Here is a 15,801-nt window from a genome sequence, read left to right on the forward strand (position 1 = left end):
TCCTTATTCGACAGTTTCCACTTCTACACTCGTTGGAACAATGTTTTTCTTTTCTAGTTTTACTTTATAGAACACCATACAAGCGACAAAGAATCCAACCCCATAAAACAAACCGAGTCTTTGCGTCGGATCAAAAGCTAAAAATACGAGAATGAGCAAACAAAAAGCAATACAGAAAATCGGCACAAACGGATAAAAAGGAACTTTATATTTTAAATCCGCGATATCTCCACCGGCTTTGACAAAGTGGCGACGGAACATCAATTGAGACGTAGCAATCCCCATCCAGGAAATCGTTACGGAAATCCCCGCAATCGACATCAATAAGATAAACACAGTGTCAGCTTCCATAACACTCGTCAATAGCGACAATAACGAGAACATCATCGTAAAAATTAAAGCAGCAAGTGGCACTTTACGTTTTGTTAATGTGCTGAAAATTCGTGGCGCCATGCCATCGTTAGCCATCGCCCATAACAGGCGCGTAGATGCGTAAAGACAAGAGTTCCCTACTGACAAAATCGCTGTCAAAATAACAAAGTTCATAATGCTTCCAGCGTACGGGATTCCCGCCATTTCCATAAGCGTTACAAACGGACTTCCCATTAGGCCAAGTTCAGCAGCCGGGAAGATTGCAGATAAAATGATAATGGATGCAATGTAAAAGACGATAATGCGAACAAGAATATTTCGGATCGCTCTTGGAATATTCTTTTCAGGATTTTCTGTTTCACCAGCCGCAATCCCCACTAGTTCCGACCCTTGATAAGAGAATATGACGTTCATCATTGTAATAAAGATGATAGCAATACCCGCTGGGAACAATCCGGTCGGGGCCAGGTTATCGAGAAACGGCGCCGGACGATCTGCCAACGGAATCAGACCAAAAATCGCAGCAGCTCCAATCGCGATAAATAATAAGAGTGCCACTACTTTAATGCCAGCAAACCAAAATTCAGCTTCTGCAAACCCTCTTGTAGTTAATGCGTTAATCGCAAATAGCAAGACGATAAATATTGCACACCAAATCCAAATAGGTGTTTCCGGGAACCAGTATTTCATCAAGATGCCTGCAGCGGTAAACTCAACACCCGCGGTCGCAGCAGAGCCGACAAAATACATCCAGCCTAATGAAAATCCGGCAGAGGGACTAATGTACTTTGACGCATAGGTTTGAAAAGAACCCGTAACTGGCATATGAACAGCAAGCTCACCAAGACAAACCATGACCATGTACAAGATCAAGCCGCCGATCAAGTAGCCAATCAGCGCGCCTCCTGCACCGGATTGATTAATCGTGTATCCTACATTCAAAAACAAGCCGGTTCCAATAACGCCTCCAAGCGAAAGCATAAACAGATGTCGACTTTTCATCGAGCGATTCAACTGATTAGCAGCTGGCACTTCCGGTGTTTGGTGCATAAAATCTCTCCCTTCCCTTTGCTATAGTTAGTGTCTTCTTAAAATCGCAATGACAAGCAGCTAAGTCCGCCGTCGTGTTTTTGGAATTCCGACATTTCAAGTTCAATCGTTTCAAGGCCGCGTTCCGCTAGCTTTTGTTTGGTTTCCTCATAGCCTTTTGGAATGATCACGTACTCGTTCACTTTGATGCAATTTGCGGAATATTCATCTTCAGCCGGAATTTGGACTTTTTCATACGTTGCAAAATCGGGATGATCCAGAAACTCTCCAGCTGCCGCAACGGTGTTGTCTCCAAGATAAGCAATGCCTGTTTTCAAGTGGAAAAATTCTTGCAGTTCAACAATCGTTGCTGTATAATCTTCAGACTCGACGATTTCTTTAAACTGTTCGGCTCCTTGCTGATTTGTACGTTCAGAGATGCCGACGTAAAAATGTTTGTCTACTTGCAAAACATCTCCACCATCCAACGTGCCTGACGTAATGTAATGGAATTTCGAATAGAATTTTTTTAACACCGCTTCGATTTCTTCTTTTTCGCCGTTGCGACTTTCTGCGCCAGGGTTGGTGATCATCGCAAATTCCGGTGTTAATACCGCTGCGTCTTCAACAAATGTCGAATCTGGGTATTCTTCACTTTCTGCTAAATGCGTAACTTCAACCCCACACGTTTTTAATGCTTCGATATAAGCTGCGTGTTGTTCGAGCAAAAGATCGTAATCTGGCTTGCCGAGGTCTGATGTAGTTAATCCATTTACATAACTTTTTCCTGGAGTTTTAACAATGACATTTTTAAACATGTGAGTATCCCCTTTTTTCTGTAGTTTTGAGCCGTACGGCAGGACTTGTGAGACATGTTGGTCCACCCGTTCCTTTAACGCTAATTTCTTCGCCTTCGTATTCGTAGACAATCGCTCCTGCTTGTTGCAATTGGTGTTTTGTCAATTCATTGCCAGCCACCATAATGCAAACACTCGGTGCAACGGCCAATACATTACAGCCAAGAAGGTCGTATTCTGCTTTTGGTACTTCGATCAATTGAATGCCACGGGCCAGAAGTTTTTTTCGAAATGCAACTGGCATTAATGGCGAATAGACGACTGCGAGGTCTTTATCGACCATGCTGATAAATGACATGAGATGAAGGCATTCTTCTTCTCCGTCTGCATGCGGCAACTGAACTTCGATAAATTCATCCACCATATGTGCCGTCATTTCTTTAATTTGGCGAATTGCTTCTTCGTTAGTTCTGTAACCGTTACCAACAGCTAGCACACGTTCATCGAGCCAAACCATATCTCCACCGTCCGCTGTTGCATCACCTGTTAGTTCACCAAGGATGGGGATTTCTTTGTCTTCCAAAAACTTACGATAAACTTGAGCTTCAGGCTGACGTAATTCTTTCCCAGACTTTAAGATAATCGCTCCTTCAGATGTAAACTTCACAGGATCATGCGCATAAATAGAATCCATACTGACATGTTCCGATAAAGGCAAATAGTCGATAATTGGAACGTGTTTTGATAGTAATGAAATAAATTCAGCATATTCTTTTTTCGCTTTTTCAAAATCAGGTTCAGATAAATAATTGAGTTTTTGCCACTCGTTTTGAATATGTTGCTGGCTGATAAAAGCCTCGTTTGGATGTTTGACAATCACCCGTTCTAACGGATGATACATTGATGAAGTGCTAATAACTTACCCCTCCATTTTTCCGCATAGTGGAAACTATTTCCGCTATATGAAAAGTTATTTTTCATAATATAAATTATTCGTGTTATAATGTCAATATATTTTAAATGTTTAGATAACAACTTTCTATAAAGGATAGGTGACGAACAGATGCAGTCAATCGACCGGGCAATGGGTGTAGTAAAATTATTAGTGTCTCGATCTACTGAAGGAGGCTTGTCGATTTCAGAACTAGCAAGTGAATGCGAGCTTCCCGTTAGTTCCATGCACCGGTTATTGAAATCTATGGCCGTCCACGGCATGATTCAACAAAACGCCAAAACAAAACATTATGATTTAGGGGATATTTGGTTAGAGTATGGTTTGCATATGTACGATACGATGGACTATATCAGCACCATCAGACCTGAGTTAGTAACTCTCATGGATAAAACAGGAGAAAGCGTCTACTTAAGCCAACCCATGGGCAGCGAATCATTAATCACCGAGCGCATCGACAACGAAAATCACGCGATTCGGGTTTACGACAAGCTGGGATCCCGTATTCCGTTGCATATCGGAGCCGCCAATAAAACCATGCTTGCCAATATGCCCAATGCCGAAGTAAAAAAGATTCTCCATACGTATATCGATAAAGAACAACATTCCACTTTTTACGAACTGTTAGAACAAATAAAAAAACAAGGCTATGCGATCAGCCATAGTGAACGAACAGAAGGCACTTCATCTGTCGGTGCTCCGATTTTAAACGGTTTTGGAAAAGTTCAAGGAGCGCTTAGTATTGGTGTCGTGAGTCATAACTTAACAGAAGAACGATTGGCATTTCTTGCCGAACAAATAAAAGAAACGAGCAAACGCATTTCTGCTAAATTGGGATACAATAATTAATCAAAAAGCACAGCCAAAACGGAAAACCGTTTTGGCTGTGCTTTTTTTGCTAAATCCCTTCAACTCACAACAAAACTTCACAAACTAAAATAAGTTTGTATTACCTCTCATAGAAAGACATCAAGTGGTTTTACAGCTTTAATAAAAAAGCATAAAAAGGACTTTAGACTTAATAATTATATGCATAATTGTGTATTTAGTTGTTTCTTTATTACAATATATTCTTTATAATTGGGATTACTATCATTGAAAAAATATATTTTATTATCTTTTTATAGATAAGCTGAGGTGAAAAAATGAAGCTTTCAAAGCTTAAAAAATGGTTTGCTTTTTATATTTTTATACATATTTCTTTCTATTACTATTTTGTTTTATCTGCCGGTTCAAATGATCGCGGTTATTTAATGGCTGCTAACTTTTTTTCGTGGCTAGCTCCTACCATTGCCTGTGTTGTTCTTTTTTACATTTACCGAAAAACAAAAGTGCAAAGTCGTCTTTTCTGGTTATTTTTTGCACTTGGGTGTTTTAACTATTCGATTGCAGAAAGTATTTGGTTTTATACGGATAGTATTTTACAAGAAGAAGTTCCTTACCCTGGCTGGGCAGACTTTTTTTATTTTCTTCAAATTTTCTTCTATTCGGTGGCTTTTGTTTATTATTTGAAACAAAAGAAAGAAATTTCCTATGAGGTGAAATTCTTTTTCGATATCATGATCATCATCATTGTATCCACTGCCCTTAGTTGGCATTTTCTTATCCAAAACTTACTTCCCGGACAAGGCGCTTCACTCCCATTACTGATTGTTTCAATCGGCTATCCTTTTGGTGATTTGTTGCTACTTTTTGGTGCGATTTGTCTCTATATTAGCCGACCATCTTCTCTTTCAAATCGATTATTAGCTCTTATGATTACGGGTTTAGTTATTCAAGTTTTCGCGGATAGTGCTTTTCTCTATTCTACAATCTTTGATACTTACGTTTCTGGTAGTTTGTATGACCCACTATGGTCGCTTAGCGTATTATTGGTTGCTTTTGCTAGCTTACACGCACTTGATCCACAAAAAGACCTTGGTTCAACGGACACGTACTCGCCAAGTGATAACCAAATTTCGTTGCGTTTACTGCTACCGTATTTTAGTTTGATGATCTTATTTGTGGTGATCAATGCGGAACAGCAAAAAGGAATTACGGGTTTGATATTATGCGCTAGTCTTGCGACTGCTTTACTCATTGGCCGACAGATATTCACATTACGCGATAATCGACGGTTGGTGCTCAACTACGATCAGTTAACCTCGAGCCTTGAGCATAAAATTGAGCAACGAACGACGGAAGTTACACTGAAAAATAACCAATTGAAAAAAGCCGTGCAACAAATGAAACATATTGCTTATCACGATGTGTTAACCAATTTACCTAATAGAAGGCTGTTTTTGGATTATCTAGAAGACTCGATACTCGAAGCGCAAGAGCTACAAGAAAAAGTTGCTGTGGTGTTTATTGATTTAGATCGCTTTAAGAACATTAATGATACTTTTGGTCATGAATTTGGCGATTTATTGCTGCAAGGCTTTTCTGAAAGGATCAAACAAAACTTACGCTCGGACGATATCGTTTCTCGGCAAGGTGGAGACGAGTTTACGCTGATTCTCAACAATATTTACGATGAATGCGATATCTCGCCACTCATTCAGCGCCTGCAAACTGCTTTGATAAAGCCTTTAATCGTTAACGAACACGAATTGCATATTTCAATGAGCATTGGCATCGCTCTTTATCCCAATGATGGCCAAACGGCAAGCGAATTATTAAAGCATGCAGACAATGCCATGTATAGCGCAAAAGCTAAAGGTAAAAATAATTTCCAGTTTTTTTCAGAAGATATGGCTTTAGTCGCTTCTCGAAAAATAGCGCTCGAAAATAATATGCGCCGCGCTATAACGCATAAAGAGTTTATCCTGTATTATCAGCCACAAGTTAACGTAGAAACGGGTGACATTATTGGCATGGAAGCTTTAATACGCTGGAAAAATACCGACGGTGAAATTATATCGCCAGCAGAATTTATCCCGCTAGCAGAAGAAACGCGCTTGATCTTGACTATGGGCGAATGGGTTCTTTACACGGCATGCGAACAGGCAAAAAAATGGCATGATGCGGGCCATTGTCACTTAAAGCTTGCTGTCAATTTATCGCCCCTTCAGTTTTTACATGAAGATTTAATGGATATGGTGAAACAAACGCTCCATAAAACAGGTTTTCCTGCATCTTCACTTGAATTAGAAATAACCGAAGGCGTCGCTGTCGACGATGCCGAAATAGCAATTGTTCGAATGCAAGAGTTGAGGGAAATTGGCGTGAAAATTGCTATTGATGATTTTGGCACAGGTTATTCTTCACTCAGCTATTTAAAACGATTCCCGATCAACAACTTGAAAATTGCTCAGCCTTTTGTTCAAGATATGGCGACAAATCCTTCTGACAAAGCACTTGTCGAAGCCATGGTCTTTATCGCTCACAACTTGAACATGTCGGTTATTGCAGAAGGTGTCGAAACCGATGAGCAGTTAACTTTATTAAAACAACTAGGCTGTGACGAAATTCAAGGTTACCTCTACAGCAAGCCACTGCCTCCCGACCATTTTGAAGACTTACTTCTTGATGAGCTTGTTTTAGAAAAGATTTCTAGACATATGTGAACGGACTTTTCCAAACACATTAAACAGCCCCTTATCGTAAACTAAACGTTGCGACAAGGGGCTATTTTTAAATTTAAACTCTTAGATCTTTCCTCCACTAATAAATAAATATAAATATTTAACCATCAAATGGAATAAAAAGGTATTTTGCTATTTATTTATTATTATATTTTCTTTATAATTAATGAATGTATCCATAAAGTTACTATTTCAGCAGATTTTTCTGCTCAATGAATGAGGTGAAACACATGAAGCCTTCAACTATTAAAAAGTGGTTCGCCGCATATATTTTCTTACATATCTCTAGCTATTATTTCTTTATTTTAGTTAATGCCAACACAGATACTTATGACGTAATCATTCAAACGCTTTCATGGCTAGCTCCGATCATAGCCTGTGCAACTCTTTTTTACGTTTCTCGAAAGTCAGTTGGTAACAATCGAATATTTTGGCTGCTGCTGTCACTTGGATGTTTAAGTTATATTGCTGCAGAAAGCATTTCGTTCGTTAGCCACACCGCTTTTGATCTTGTGCTTCCTTATCCCGGATGGCCCGACTTGTTTTACTTTCTTCAAATCGCTTTCTTCCTAGCTGCTTTTGTTTATCAACTTACACAGAACAAACAGGCATCTTATCAGATTAAATTCATTTTCGACATGATGATTATTATTGCTGTATCTACTGCGCTTAGTTGGCATTTCCTTATCCGACATTTGCTGCCTACAGAATCAGATTCACTCTTGTTACTCGTTGTATCACTTGGTTACCCCATTGGAGACTTGCTTCTACTATTTGGTGCGGTTAGCTTTTACATCGGCAGTTCCCAGCCCCTTCCATCTCGCGTACTTTTTCTAATAGTTGTCGGTTTAATATTTCAAGTTTTTGCGGATACTGCTCATCTCTATTCGACATTCGCAAACACCTATGTTTCAGGGAATTTATATGACCCATTGTGGGCACTGAGCCTTCTACTCGTTGCGCTTGCTGGCTTATGTTCGCTCGACCCTACAGAAAAAATAATGCCAAAACGGGTTTTAGCAGCAGGTGACGAACAATTATCTTTCCGGATGTTATTGCCTTATTTCAGCTTGCTTATATTGTTTATCGCTATGGTGGCTGAGCAAACAGAATCGATGAACGGTTTGATCGCGGGTGCCGGCGTTGCAGCCCTGTTAATTATATCTAGACAAATTTTCACCATGCAGGATAATCGGCGGTTGATCTTTAAATACGACCAACTCACTTCTGCTCTCGAACACAAAGTCGAGCAACGAACGATAGAAGTGACTTCTAAAAACGAGCAACTAAAAGATTCCGTTCAACAAATGAAGCACTTGGCTTATTACGATCTATTGAGTGGTCTCCCAAACAGAAGACTGTTTCTTGAAAAATTAGAGGCCGCTATCGTTTCAGCCAAGCAGAACTCACATAAACTTGCGGTCGTTTTTATCGACCTAGATCGATTTAAAAACATTAATGACACGTTTGGTCATGATTTTGGTGATTTGTTGCTTCAAGAGTTTTCTCAAAGAATTAGAGAAAACTTACGTTCGATCGACACGCTTTCTCGACAAGGTGGAGATGAGTTCACGCTAATTCTCGATTACGTTAAGAACGAAAAAGATATCGAATCCATCATTCGAAAACTTCAAAGAACGCTTGAAAAACCTTTAACCATAAATGAACAAGAACTCTTTATCTCAATGAGTATTGGTATTTCAATTTATCCAAAAGATGGAGAAACAGCGAACGAGTTGATGAAACACGCTGATAATGCCATGTATAGCGCTAAAGAAAAGGGCAGAAACAATTATCAATTTTTCTCCAATGATATGGCCTTTATCGCTGCACGAAAAACGGCATTGGAAAACGATTTAAACCGTGCCATTATCAATAAAGAATTCACCTTGCATTATCAGCCTCAAATACAAGCTGCAACAGGAAAAATTACGGGAATGGAAGCGCTAATTCGCTGGCAAAAATCAGACGGTAGCATCATTTCACCCGCTGAATTTATCCCATTAGCAGAAGAAACACGATTGATCTTGCCAATAGGCGAATGGGTTCTTCAAACAGCTTGTCTACAAGCAAAAGAATGGCACGATTCCGGATATTCCCACTTAAAAATTGCGGTAAACTTATCTTCTTTACAGTTTCTTCACGATGACTTGATGAAGGTTGTCCAAAAAGCTTTAAAGACGAGCAGACTTCCGGCGTCCTCTTTAGAGCTAGAGATTACTGAAAGTGTGGCACTCGATGATGCAGAAAAAGCGATAGCACGCATGCAAACCTTAAGAGCAATGGGTGTTCAAATTGCCATTGATGATTTTGGCACTGGCTATTCGTCACTCAACTATTTAAAACGATTCCCACTTACCAATCTAAAAATTGCCCAGCCTTTTGTACAAGACATGGCGACAAACCCGCGTGATAAATCACTTGTTGAAGCGATTGTTTTTATCGCTCATAGTTTTGATATGTCAGTTATCGCAGAAGGTGTGGAAACAGAAGAACAGTTTGCTTTATTAAAAGAGTTGAATTGTGACGAAATTCAAGGATTTCTCTTTAGCAGACCCTTACCTGCTCATCACTTTACAAAGTTGCTAAAAACCGGATTACCTTCAGTGAATATGGTTTAAACATAAAACAAGGCAAGGCGCAGTTGACTGCGTCTTGCCTTGTTTTTGGTTAGCCTATAGTTAAATTAACGAATCGTTTTTAAAGCTGTTGACCATGGAATTACTTGGTCTAACATTTGATTAACAGAATCTGCTTGAACCGGTGCTGCTTTTAAGACAGAACCGTTTTCAAAGTCAGTGAATAATGATAACGCTGGATGTACACGCACATCTGCTACCGACAGTTCGCCTAAAATGCCACGTAAATGTTCTGCTGCACGAGCACCACCGACTGAACCATAAGAAACGATTCCGGCTGCTTTGTTATTCCATTCTGCACGCAAATAGTCCAACGCGTTTTTCAACGATCCCGTAATGGAATGGTTGTATTCTTGTGTAATAAAGACAAAGCCATCTTGTTTTGCAATCGCTTCTGACCATGCGGCAGCACCTGATGCATCTGTACCTTCTTCTCCAAGCAATGGCAATTTGTAGTCTGCGATGTCAATCACTGTATAGTTCGCGTCTCCGCGTTTGTCTGCTAATTCTTTTACCCAGTTCCCTACTTGTGGGCTTAAGCGCCCTTCACGTGTTGATCCTAAAATTATACCGATATTTAATGTTGTCATTGTTGTTTCCTCCTGTTGTTTGGTTCCAAATAATCTGCTGAATATATTCATGCTTATAAATACTCTTCTTCAAATGTGCGTGTGCTGCGAACTGTATCGATTGGACGCACCAATTTTTCTATTTGATCGCGTTTTGCTTCTAAGAAAGGCGGCAATGATAATTTTTCTCCTACTGTTTCATATGGCTCATCGCCCATAAATCCTGGACCATCTGTTGCCCATTCGAACAAAACTCCTGGTGCGACGCGTGCATACAACGATTCAAAGAAGAAACGATCAACATAACCAGAAGTATGGAATCCTTGATGTTGCATATGGTTGATCCACTCTTCTAAAACGTTTCGATCTGCTACACGGAATGCCGCATGGTGAACGGTACCAAAGCCTTGGCGACCTTGTGGCAATAATTTATTGTGCTCAACAATGACTTGCGCACCATTACCGCCTTCTCCGATTTCAAACAAATAGAACGAGCCCTCTTTAGCGATTTGACGCATTAACATCGCTTTTTCCAATACTTCTTTGAATGCATCAAAGTCTGCAATGCGGATATGAACAGGTCCTAACCCTGTAATCGCAAACTCAAGTGGTACCGGACCGTTTTGCCACGGTGTACCCGATGCTACGCCTTTGTTTGTTTCATCTGAAATCAGCATGTATTGCTGATCGTCAAAATCAACGAATGAGATGGTTTTTTTACCGAATACTTCTTGAATGCCTTTATGAGCAACTTCGTATTTATCAAAACGTTTAATCCAGTAGTCGAGTGCAGCATCTGTTGGTACGCGGAATGCAGTTTTGTAAATTTCATTCGTGCCGTGCGTTCCTTTCGGAATGTTCGGGAAGTCAAAGAACGTCATATCGGTTCCAGCAGACCCTTTATCATCTGCGAAAAATAAGTGATACGTTTGGATATCGTCTTGGTTAACGGTTTTCTTTACTAAACGCATCCCTAGTACGTATGTGAAAAATTCATAGTTTTTCTCGGCAGAGCTTGTAATAGCAGTTACGTGGTGAATTCCTTTTAATTCATTCATGGGTCATTCTCCTCTTTGATTGTATTTTATCTCGAATTCGAGATATATGATTAAAAAAAATAAACTGTCGTGCATTAAACTATGTTCCGAATTTGTTTCTTATAAATTTATCTTTAAACTATTTATCTTTAATTCAAAGTAATAATACCATGTAGGTTTTTATGTGTCAACAGGTTAGTTTCTCTTTTTTATGAGAAGCTTAATTGAATTGAGTGCTCATCATAACTAAATATAACCTAGCAAAAAGAGAACAGGAAACTGCTCCTATTCTCTTCATATAGCTTGGTAATACAAGTGCTACTGCTACTTACTGGGTACAATAAGACGCACAATAGTGCCTTTCTCGAGTACACTATCTATGTGTATTGAACCGTTGTGAAGTTGAACCAGTTGTTTAGTAATAGCTAATCCAAGTCCCGTTCCACTTGTCACATCTTCAGTGTTAGTACCACGATAGTATCGGTTGAATAGCTTATCTAGTGTTTCTGTTTCCATTCCTACCCCATCATCTTCAATGAGTACGATAAACAAATGCTGCTCAATTGCCGTGATGGAGATTTTAATTTCTGTACCGGATGGATTGTATTTTATCGCATTGGCAATTAAATTGTCGATTATTCGCTGAAACCACTTCGGATCAATCTGCGCACGGATACTTGAAGATGCTGGTTCAAAGTTAAATTTCATATTGGAAGCTGAAGGATCATTGATAAACTGAATAACAATTCGACGGATAAATTCATTTATATCTGTGTCTTCTTTAACCAATGGAAGTGCATGATTTTTTAACCTAAACGTTAACGTAAGCTCTTCCAGCAATTCCATCATATAAGAAGACTTTTCTTTCATGATAGTAGCGAACTTCCTGGTTTCTTGCGTAGACCAAACATATTCGGGAGCTTCAAGCATTTGAGCATAACCCGAAATTGACGATAAGGGTGTTTTTAAATCATGTGATAATCCGCTAATCCAGTCTTCTCGCGTTTTCTCTAACGTTTCTTGTTGCTGTTTGTGAATTTTCAGCGTTATAGTCAAGTCTTCAAGTGTTGCAATCAGGTCTTTATAGAGCCTGTACTTCCTCTTTACTTTTCCTTTTTTATTGACAATAGAGGAACCATTTCTCTGTTGTGATGGTTGTTCGTATCGGCCTTCTCCAAGATTTTGAATCCACTGCATCAAGACTAGTAAGGGCAAGCCAAACTTACGTGCATACCAAAATGTTCCTAACATTAATAAAATGAGTAGAATTAATAAACCTACAATAAGATTTCGATTAGAAAAAGTCGTTTCCCATGCATTGGTTGGAATTTTCTTTACCCCTGCAATAACTGTTTGATTGGAATCTTCATTACTTACTGATGAAAGAAACTGATTTTGATCCTGCAATTCTCCTAATTCTTGTATAGTATATTGACTACTTTTGTTGACTTCACCGTACTCATCCAACACTTGACCTTCTGCGCTAATAAGCTGCATCCAAGCATCTGTTTTAGTTATGCGTTTTTTCATTTCAGCTGATAAACTTAATCTCTTCTGTTGCCAGTCGACTGATGGACTAGCCGCTACAAGTAATTCTTCTGCCAAATTTCTTTGACCATACAATAAAATTAACGGGTCCATATCCATGAGTTCAATTTCCCAATAACTAAAAAACTCGTTTTTTTCAGATACGCCCCACAACCTATCTGTAAAATCCCCCGTAGCAAATTTTGTTTTTAGCGCTTTTGGTGCATTGTAAGAATCAACTATTTCTCCTTCTGTATCTAAAAGAATCAACCAACCACCCTGATTCTCTACTAACTCTTTTAAATCTTTCGCTATAGATTGTTTCTCAGAATCACTAGTTATTCTATTCGTAAAATAACTAGCATTCGCCTTTGATAAATCTGATTGAATTTCATCTTTCGAGAGAGTGAAACCAATAATCCCCCAAATCGTTAAAATCAGGACTAAGAAAAATAGAGACAATAAAAATAATTGAATAAAAAATTGCACAATAAATCGTTTATGTAGATTCATGATTTCCCTCATCTGAAACAAATTTATAGCCAAGCCCTCGGACAGTGATGATAAAATTTGGAGTACTCGGGTTTTTTTCGATTTTCTCCCTTAGCTTTCTAATATGTACCATTACCGTATTGTCTTCACCTAAAAACTCTTCTCTCCAAACTTTTTCATACAGTTGGCTTTTACTGAATAATTGATTGGGGTGTCGGCAAAAAAACAACAATAATTGATATACTTGAGCAGCTAGTTCAACAGGCTGTCCATCAACTTTTACAGTTGCTGATGTCGTATTTACCGTAAGTTGACCGTATTCAAAAATACTTTCGTCAATTTTTAGCGTATTGCCAAGACGTCTTCTAAGATGTGCTTTAATACGTGCAGCAACTTCCAGCGGATTGAAGGGCTTCGTAATATAGTCATCTGCACCTACAGCAAATCCTGAAAGTTTATCCAAATCCGTGTTTCGTGCCGTTAAGAAAAAAATGGATGCATCTGAAATCTCTCGAATAAGCGGACAAATCTCCAAACCACTACGCCCCGGAAGCATGACATCTAGTAAGATCAAATCATAAGATTTTGCCTTACATAGAGCCAAACCCTCTTCTGCTGTGTCTGCTGTATCAATATAAGAGAAATTCTCTTTCTTTAAAATAGTTACTAGCATATGTGAAATAGCTTGTTCATCTTCAACAATTAATAATCGCGGCTCCTTCATCCTGATGCCACCTTCCACTATGGATTCTATAGACAATCATATCATTTGATTAATTAAAAATAGGAGAATTAAGGAAAAATTAAGGTGATGATTCCTTTGCCTTAAGAATTGTCCCTTACACTTAAAACAAACCTCTCGTAGGAGGCAATAAAAATTGGGGGATCTACTATGATAGCAATTGGGAAAAAAGAATTTGTTGATCTGTTCAAAAGCATTAAATCACTTATTATTATCGCTTTACTGCTTGTTACATCTTATTTTTCTGCAAAATACTCAGATATTTTAGGCACTGCTGTTGCTTTGACTGAACAAGAAATGAAAGATGTGTACACAGCGGGACTGGTTTTTTTATTGATATTTTTTGGTCAGCTGTTCGTAACTAGTATTTCACACGACACGATCAACAAAGAAAGTCATGAACGAACGATGCGATTTCTAGTAACGCGTACTTCTCGAGGTCAAATATTATTCGGTAAATTTTCAGGAGTCTGGCTATTTTGGTTTAGTTGTATTTTCGTTTCATTTTTACTAATCAGTATTTTTTCTTCACAATTCCATTTTCTGATTTTCTCTCAGGCGATTGCCTTATTGACCTACCAAATTTCGTTAACTGTCTTATTGTCTGTAGTCATACATAAGCCTTCTATCACAATGTTTTTGGGTGTAATGATCGGATTACTGTACCCAATTTTCAACTTTTGGTTGATGTTAACAACTAACTCGTGGTTTAGTTGGCTAAAGTTTGCAAGTCCTTATTATTACCTTATGGAAACAGACTACTTATTTTTAGTTGTCTTTGTCTTTTCCGCAATGATACTAGCCATTGCATTGCTAGTTTTTAATAGGAGGGAATTTTAATGCACGCAATTCAAACTCAGTTTTTGACTAAAACTTATGGGTCTACTCCTGTAGTTAAAGGCATCAATCTTATTGTAGAGGAGGGTGAAGTTTTTGGTTTTCTCGGTCGAAACGGAGCGGGCAAGTCAACATTTATCAATATGCTAACAGGCATTACACATCCTACAAGCGGAAGCTTTTCTCTTCTTGGCATTGACGGCCCAAATGAAAACGTTAAAAAGCTTGTCGGTGTCATGCCAGACTATTCAACCCTATTTAACTCGATGTCTGCCATCAACCAGTTAAAATACTTATCCTCTCTTTCTGGTGTGCCGGTTTCTAATGCTGACTGCGAACATGTATTAAAACTGGTTGGTCTTGAAGAAACAGGAAAGAAAAAAGTAAGTAAGTTTTCGTTTGGAATGAAGAAAAAACTTGGCATTGCACAAGCCATCATTCACAATCCTAGTTTGATTTTTCTCGACGAACCAACCTCTGGATTAGATGCCGAATCCGCTTTACACATTCATAAATTAATCGTTTCTTTGCAACAGCAAGGAAAGACTATTTTTATGACTTCTCATAATCTAAATGAAGTTGAAAAGATATGTACGACGATAGCTATTATGAAAGATGGAAGTATTGTCAAAAGTGGAACTATAGAAGAACTGCGTGCATTTTATCGTTCAACAATAACTGTAGAACTAAAACACGAACTTATTCCGCCCAGTGAAGCTACGAAGTTAGATACATGGTTAGAAACTGTGGGTTCAGAACTTCAACAAACTTCTTCTACTACAACTATTACGGTTAGCAGTGAACAAAAAATCGCCGAAATCATTCGTGCTTTCACTCATTGCCAAGTGGATATTTTAAGAGTAGGGGTTAGCGAGCTATCTTTAGAAGAAATGTTTCTAGCTGAGTAATATAAAATCTGAAAGGAGGAAGCATGGTGAATGAACTTTTATCTCCACTGTTAATCACATTAGCGTTAGCAGCACAATATTTTTTATCTTCTCGTAACAGTAAATACTTAGGATTTATTGTTCCAACCCTAGTTATTGGTGTTTTAACATGGATGCTGCTCACTAATTTAATCGGAAGTTTGCTCTCGTATACCATAATCGTATTGATTCTATTCGTTTTCCTCCTCGAACAATGGTTTAACGGGCGCAAAACTCTTCATAGAACTACACAAAAAAGGTAGATAAATTTAAAAGGACGTTATGAGTTAACTAATTCGCTTAACCAACAAAACCA

The 15,801-nt window shown here is 38.6% G+C and carries 13 protein-coding genes; 6 read left to right on the top strand and 7 right to left on the bottom strand.

All coding sequences use genetic code 11. The features are described from left to right. Window positions 1-3 precede the first annotated feature (3 nt). From PLANO_RS14145 to PLANO_RS14155, 3 genes are read right to left on the bottom strand one after another with little or no spacing between them, the layout of a single operon-like run. Window positions 4-1,422 (bottom strand): amino acid permease, encoded by a 1,419-nt coding sequence (locus tag PLANO_RS14145; protein WP_038705077.1) that lies wholly within the window; start codon window positions 1,420-1,422, stop codon window positions 4-6. Window positions 1,423-1,460: 38 nt separating this feature from the next. Continuing rightward, a complete protein-coding gene (locus PLANO_RS14150; RefSeq protein ID WP_038705078.1) occupies window positions 1,461-2,219 on the bottom strand; it encodes a dimethylarginine dimethylaminohydrolase family protein in 759 nt (252 codons plus the stop codon). Beyond that, window positions 2,212-3,099 (bottom strand): dimethylarginine dimethylaminohydrolase family protein, encoded by an 888-nt coding sequence (locus tag PLANO_RS14155; protein ID WP_038705079.1) that lies wholly within the window; start codon window positions 3,097-3,099, stop codon window positions 2,212-2,214. The genes PLANO_RS14150 and PLANO_RS14155 overlap by 8 nt, the downstream gene beginning before the upstream one ends. 162 nt (window positions 3,100-3,261) lie before the next feature. On the opposite strand from PLANO_RS14155, the gene PLANO_RS14160 reads away from it, so the two are divergent. The 3 genes from PLANO_RS14160 to PLANO_RS14170 all read left to right on the top strand — a co-directional run bounded on the left by PLANO_RS14160 (window position 3,262) and on the right by PLANO_RS14170 (window position 9,337). Continuing rightward, window positions 3,262-3,999, top strand: a complete 738-nt coding sequence (locus PLANO_RS14160; RefSeq protein ID WP_038705080.1) for an IclR family transcriptional regulator — start codon at window positions 3,262-3,264, stop codon at window positions 3,997-3,999. Between the two features lie 296 nt (window positions 4,000-4,295). Then, window positions 4,296-6,698 carry a putative bifunctional diguanylate cyclase/phosphodiesterase gene (locus PLANO_RS14165; RefSeq protein ID WP_081976669.1) on the top strand — a complete coding sequence of 801 codons (2,403 nt, stop codon included), beginning with the start codon at window positions 4,296-4,298 and terminating at the stop codon, window positions 6,696-6,698. A 248-nt stretch (window positions 6,699-6,946) separates the two neighbouring features. Beyond that, on the top strand, window positions 6,947-9,337 hold the full coding sequence (locus tag PLANO_RS14170) for a putative bifunctional diguanylate cyclase/phosphodiesterase (protein WP_052124332.1): 2,391 nt from the start codon (window positions 6,947-6,949) through the stop codon (window positions 9,335-9,337). A 65-nt stretch (window positions 9,338-9,402) separates the two neighbouring features. Here PLANO_RS14170 and PLANO_RS14175 read toward each other — a convergent pair whose 3' ends face one another. The 4 genes from PLANO_RS14175 to PLANO_RS14190 all read right to left on the bottom strand — a co-directional run bounded on the left by PLANO_RS14175 (window position 9,403) and on the right by PLANO_RS14190 (window position 13,704). Then, on the bottom strand, window positions 9,403-9,996 hold the full coding sequence (locus tag PLANO_RS14175) for an NADPH-dependent FMN reductase (RefSeq protein ID WP_197053092.1): 594 nt from the start codon (window positions 9,994-9,996) through the stop codon (window positions 9,403-9,405). Between the two features lie 2 nt (window positions 9,997-9,998). After that, window positions 9,999-10,982, bottom strand: a complete 984-nt coding sequence (locus PLANO_RS14180) for a ring-cleaving dioxygenase (protein ID WP_038705082.1) — start codon at window positions 10,980-10,982, stop codon at window positions 9,999-10,001. A gap of 303 nt (window positions 10,983-11,285) precedes the next feature. Next, the gene (locus PLANO_RS14185) at window positions 11,286-13,001 is read right to left on the bottom strand and encodes a sensor histidine kinase (RefSeq protein ID WP_038705083.1); all 1,716 of its coding nucleotides are present in this window, start codon (window positions 12,999-13,001) and stop codon (window positions 11,286-11,288) included. After that, complete coding sequence (locus PLANO_RS14190) at window positions 12,988-13,704, bottom strand: response regulator transcription factor (protein ID WP_038705084.1); 717 nt, start codon at window positions 13,702-13,704, stop codon at window positions 12,988-12,990. The genes PLANO_RS14185 and PLANO_RS14190 overlap by 14 nt, the downstream gene beginning before the upstream one ends. Before the next feature lie 168 nt (window positions 13,705-13,872). Here PLANO_RS14190 and PLANO_RS14195 point away from each other — a divergent pair, with 168 nt between their 5' ends. Genes PLANO_RS14195 through PLANO_RS14205 form a run of 3 tightly spaced genes read left to right on the top strand, consistent with a single transcriptional unit; the run spans window position 13,873 to window position 15,748 of the window. Further along, window positions 13,873-14,562 (top strand): ABC transporter permease, encoded by a 690-nt coding sequence (locus PLANO_RS14195; protein ID WP_038705085.1) that lies wholly within the window; start codon window positions 13,873-13,875, stop codon window positions 14,560-14,562. Next, entirely contained in the window at window positions 14,562-15,467 is a 906-nt protein-coding gene (locus PLANO_RS14200; protein WP_038705086.1) for an ABC transporter ATP-binding protein, read from the top strand. The genes PLANO_RS14195 and PLANO_RS14200 overlap by 1 nt, the downstream gene beginning before the upstream one ends. Before the next feature lie 26 nt (window positions 15,468-15,493). Continuing rightward, entirely contained in the window at window positions 15,494-15,748 is a 255-nt protein-coding gene (locus tag PLANO_RS14205) for a hypothetical protein (protein ID WP_081976670.1), read from the top strand. Window positions 15,749-15,801: the final 53 nt, after the last annotated feature.

It is taken from the genome of Planococcus sp. PAMC 21323 (assembly GCF_000785555.1).
Classification (GTDB): domain Bacteria; phylum Bacillota; class Bacilli; order Bacillales_A; family Planococcaceae; genus Planococcus.

Bases quoted from the DNA above. Each gene is read 5' to 3' on its own strand.
- PLANO_RS14155 (WP_038705079.1), bottom strand. From the start codon at position 3,099: ATGTATCATCCGTTAGAACGGGTGATTGTCAAACATCCAAACGAGGCT.
- PLANO_RS14170 (WP_052124332.1), top strand. From the start codon at position 6,947: ATGAAGCCTTCAACTATTAAAAAGTGGTTCGCCGCATATATTTTCTTA.
- PLANO_RS14145 (WP_038705077.1), bottom strand. From the start codon at position 1,422: ATGCACCAAACACCGGAAGTGCCAGCTGCTAATCAGTTGAATCGCTCG.
- PLANO_RS14150 (WP_038705078.1), bottom strand. From the start codon at position 2,219: ATGTTTAAAAATGTCATTGTTAAAACTCCAGGAAAAAGTTATGTAAAT.
- PLANO_RS14180 (WP_038705082.1), bottom strand. From the start codon at position 10,982: ATGAATGAATTAAAAGGAATTCACCACGTAACTGCTATTACAAGCTCT.
- PLANO_RS14200 (WP_038705086.1), top strand. From the start codon at position 14,562: ATGCACGCAATTCAAACTCAGTTTTTGACTAAAACTTATGGGTCTACT.
- PLANO_RS14195 (WP_038705085.1), top strand. From the start codon at position 13,873: ATGATAGCAATTGGGAAAAAAGAATTTGTTGATCTGTTCAAAAGCATT.
- PLANO_RS14175 (WP_197053092.1), bottom strand. From the start codon at position 9,996: ATGAATATATTCAGCAGATTATTTGGAACCAAACAACAGGAGGAAACA.
- PLANO_RS14160 (WP_038705080.1), top strand. From the start codon at position 3,262: ATGCAGTCAATCGACCGGGCAATGGGTGTAGTAAAATTATTAGTGTCT.
- PLANO_RS14165 (WP_081976669.1), top strand. From the start codon at position 4,296: ATGAAGCTTTCAAAGCTTAAAAAATGGTTTGCTTTTTATATTTTTATA.
- PLANO_RS14185 (WP_038705083.1), bottom strand. From the start codon at position 13,001: ATGAATCTACATAAACGATTTATTGTGCAATTTTTTATTCAATTATTT.
- PLANO_RS14190 (WP_038705084.1), bottom strand. From the start codon at position 13,704: ATGAAGGAGCCGCGATTATTAATTGTTGAAGATGAACAAGCTATTTCA.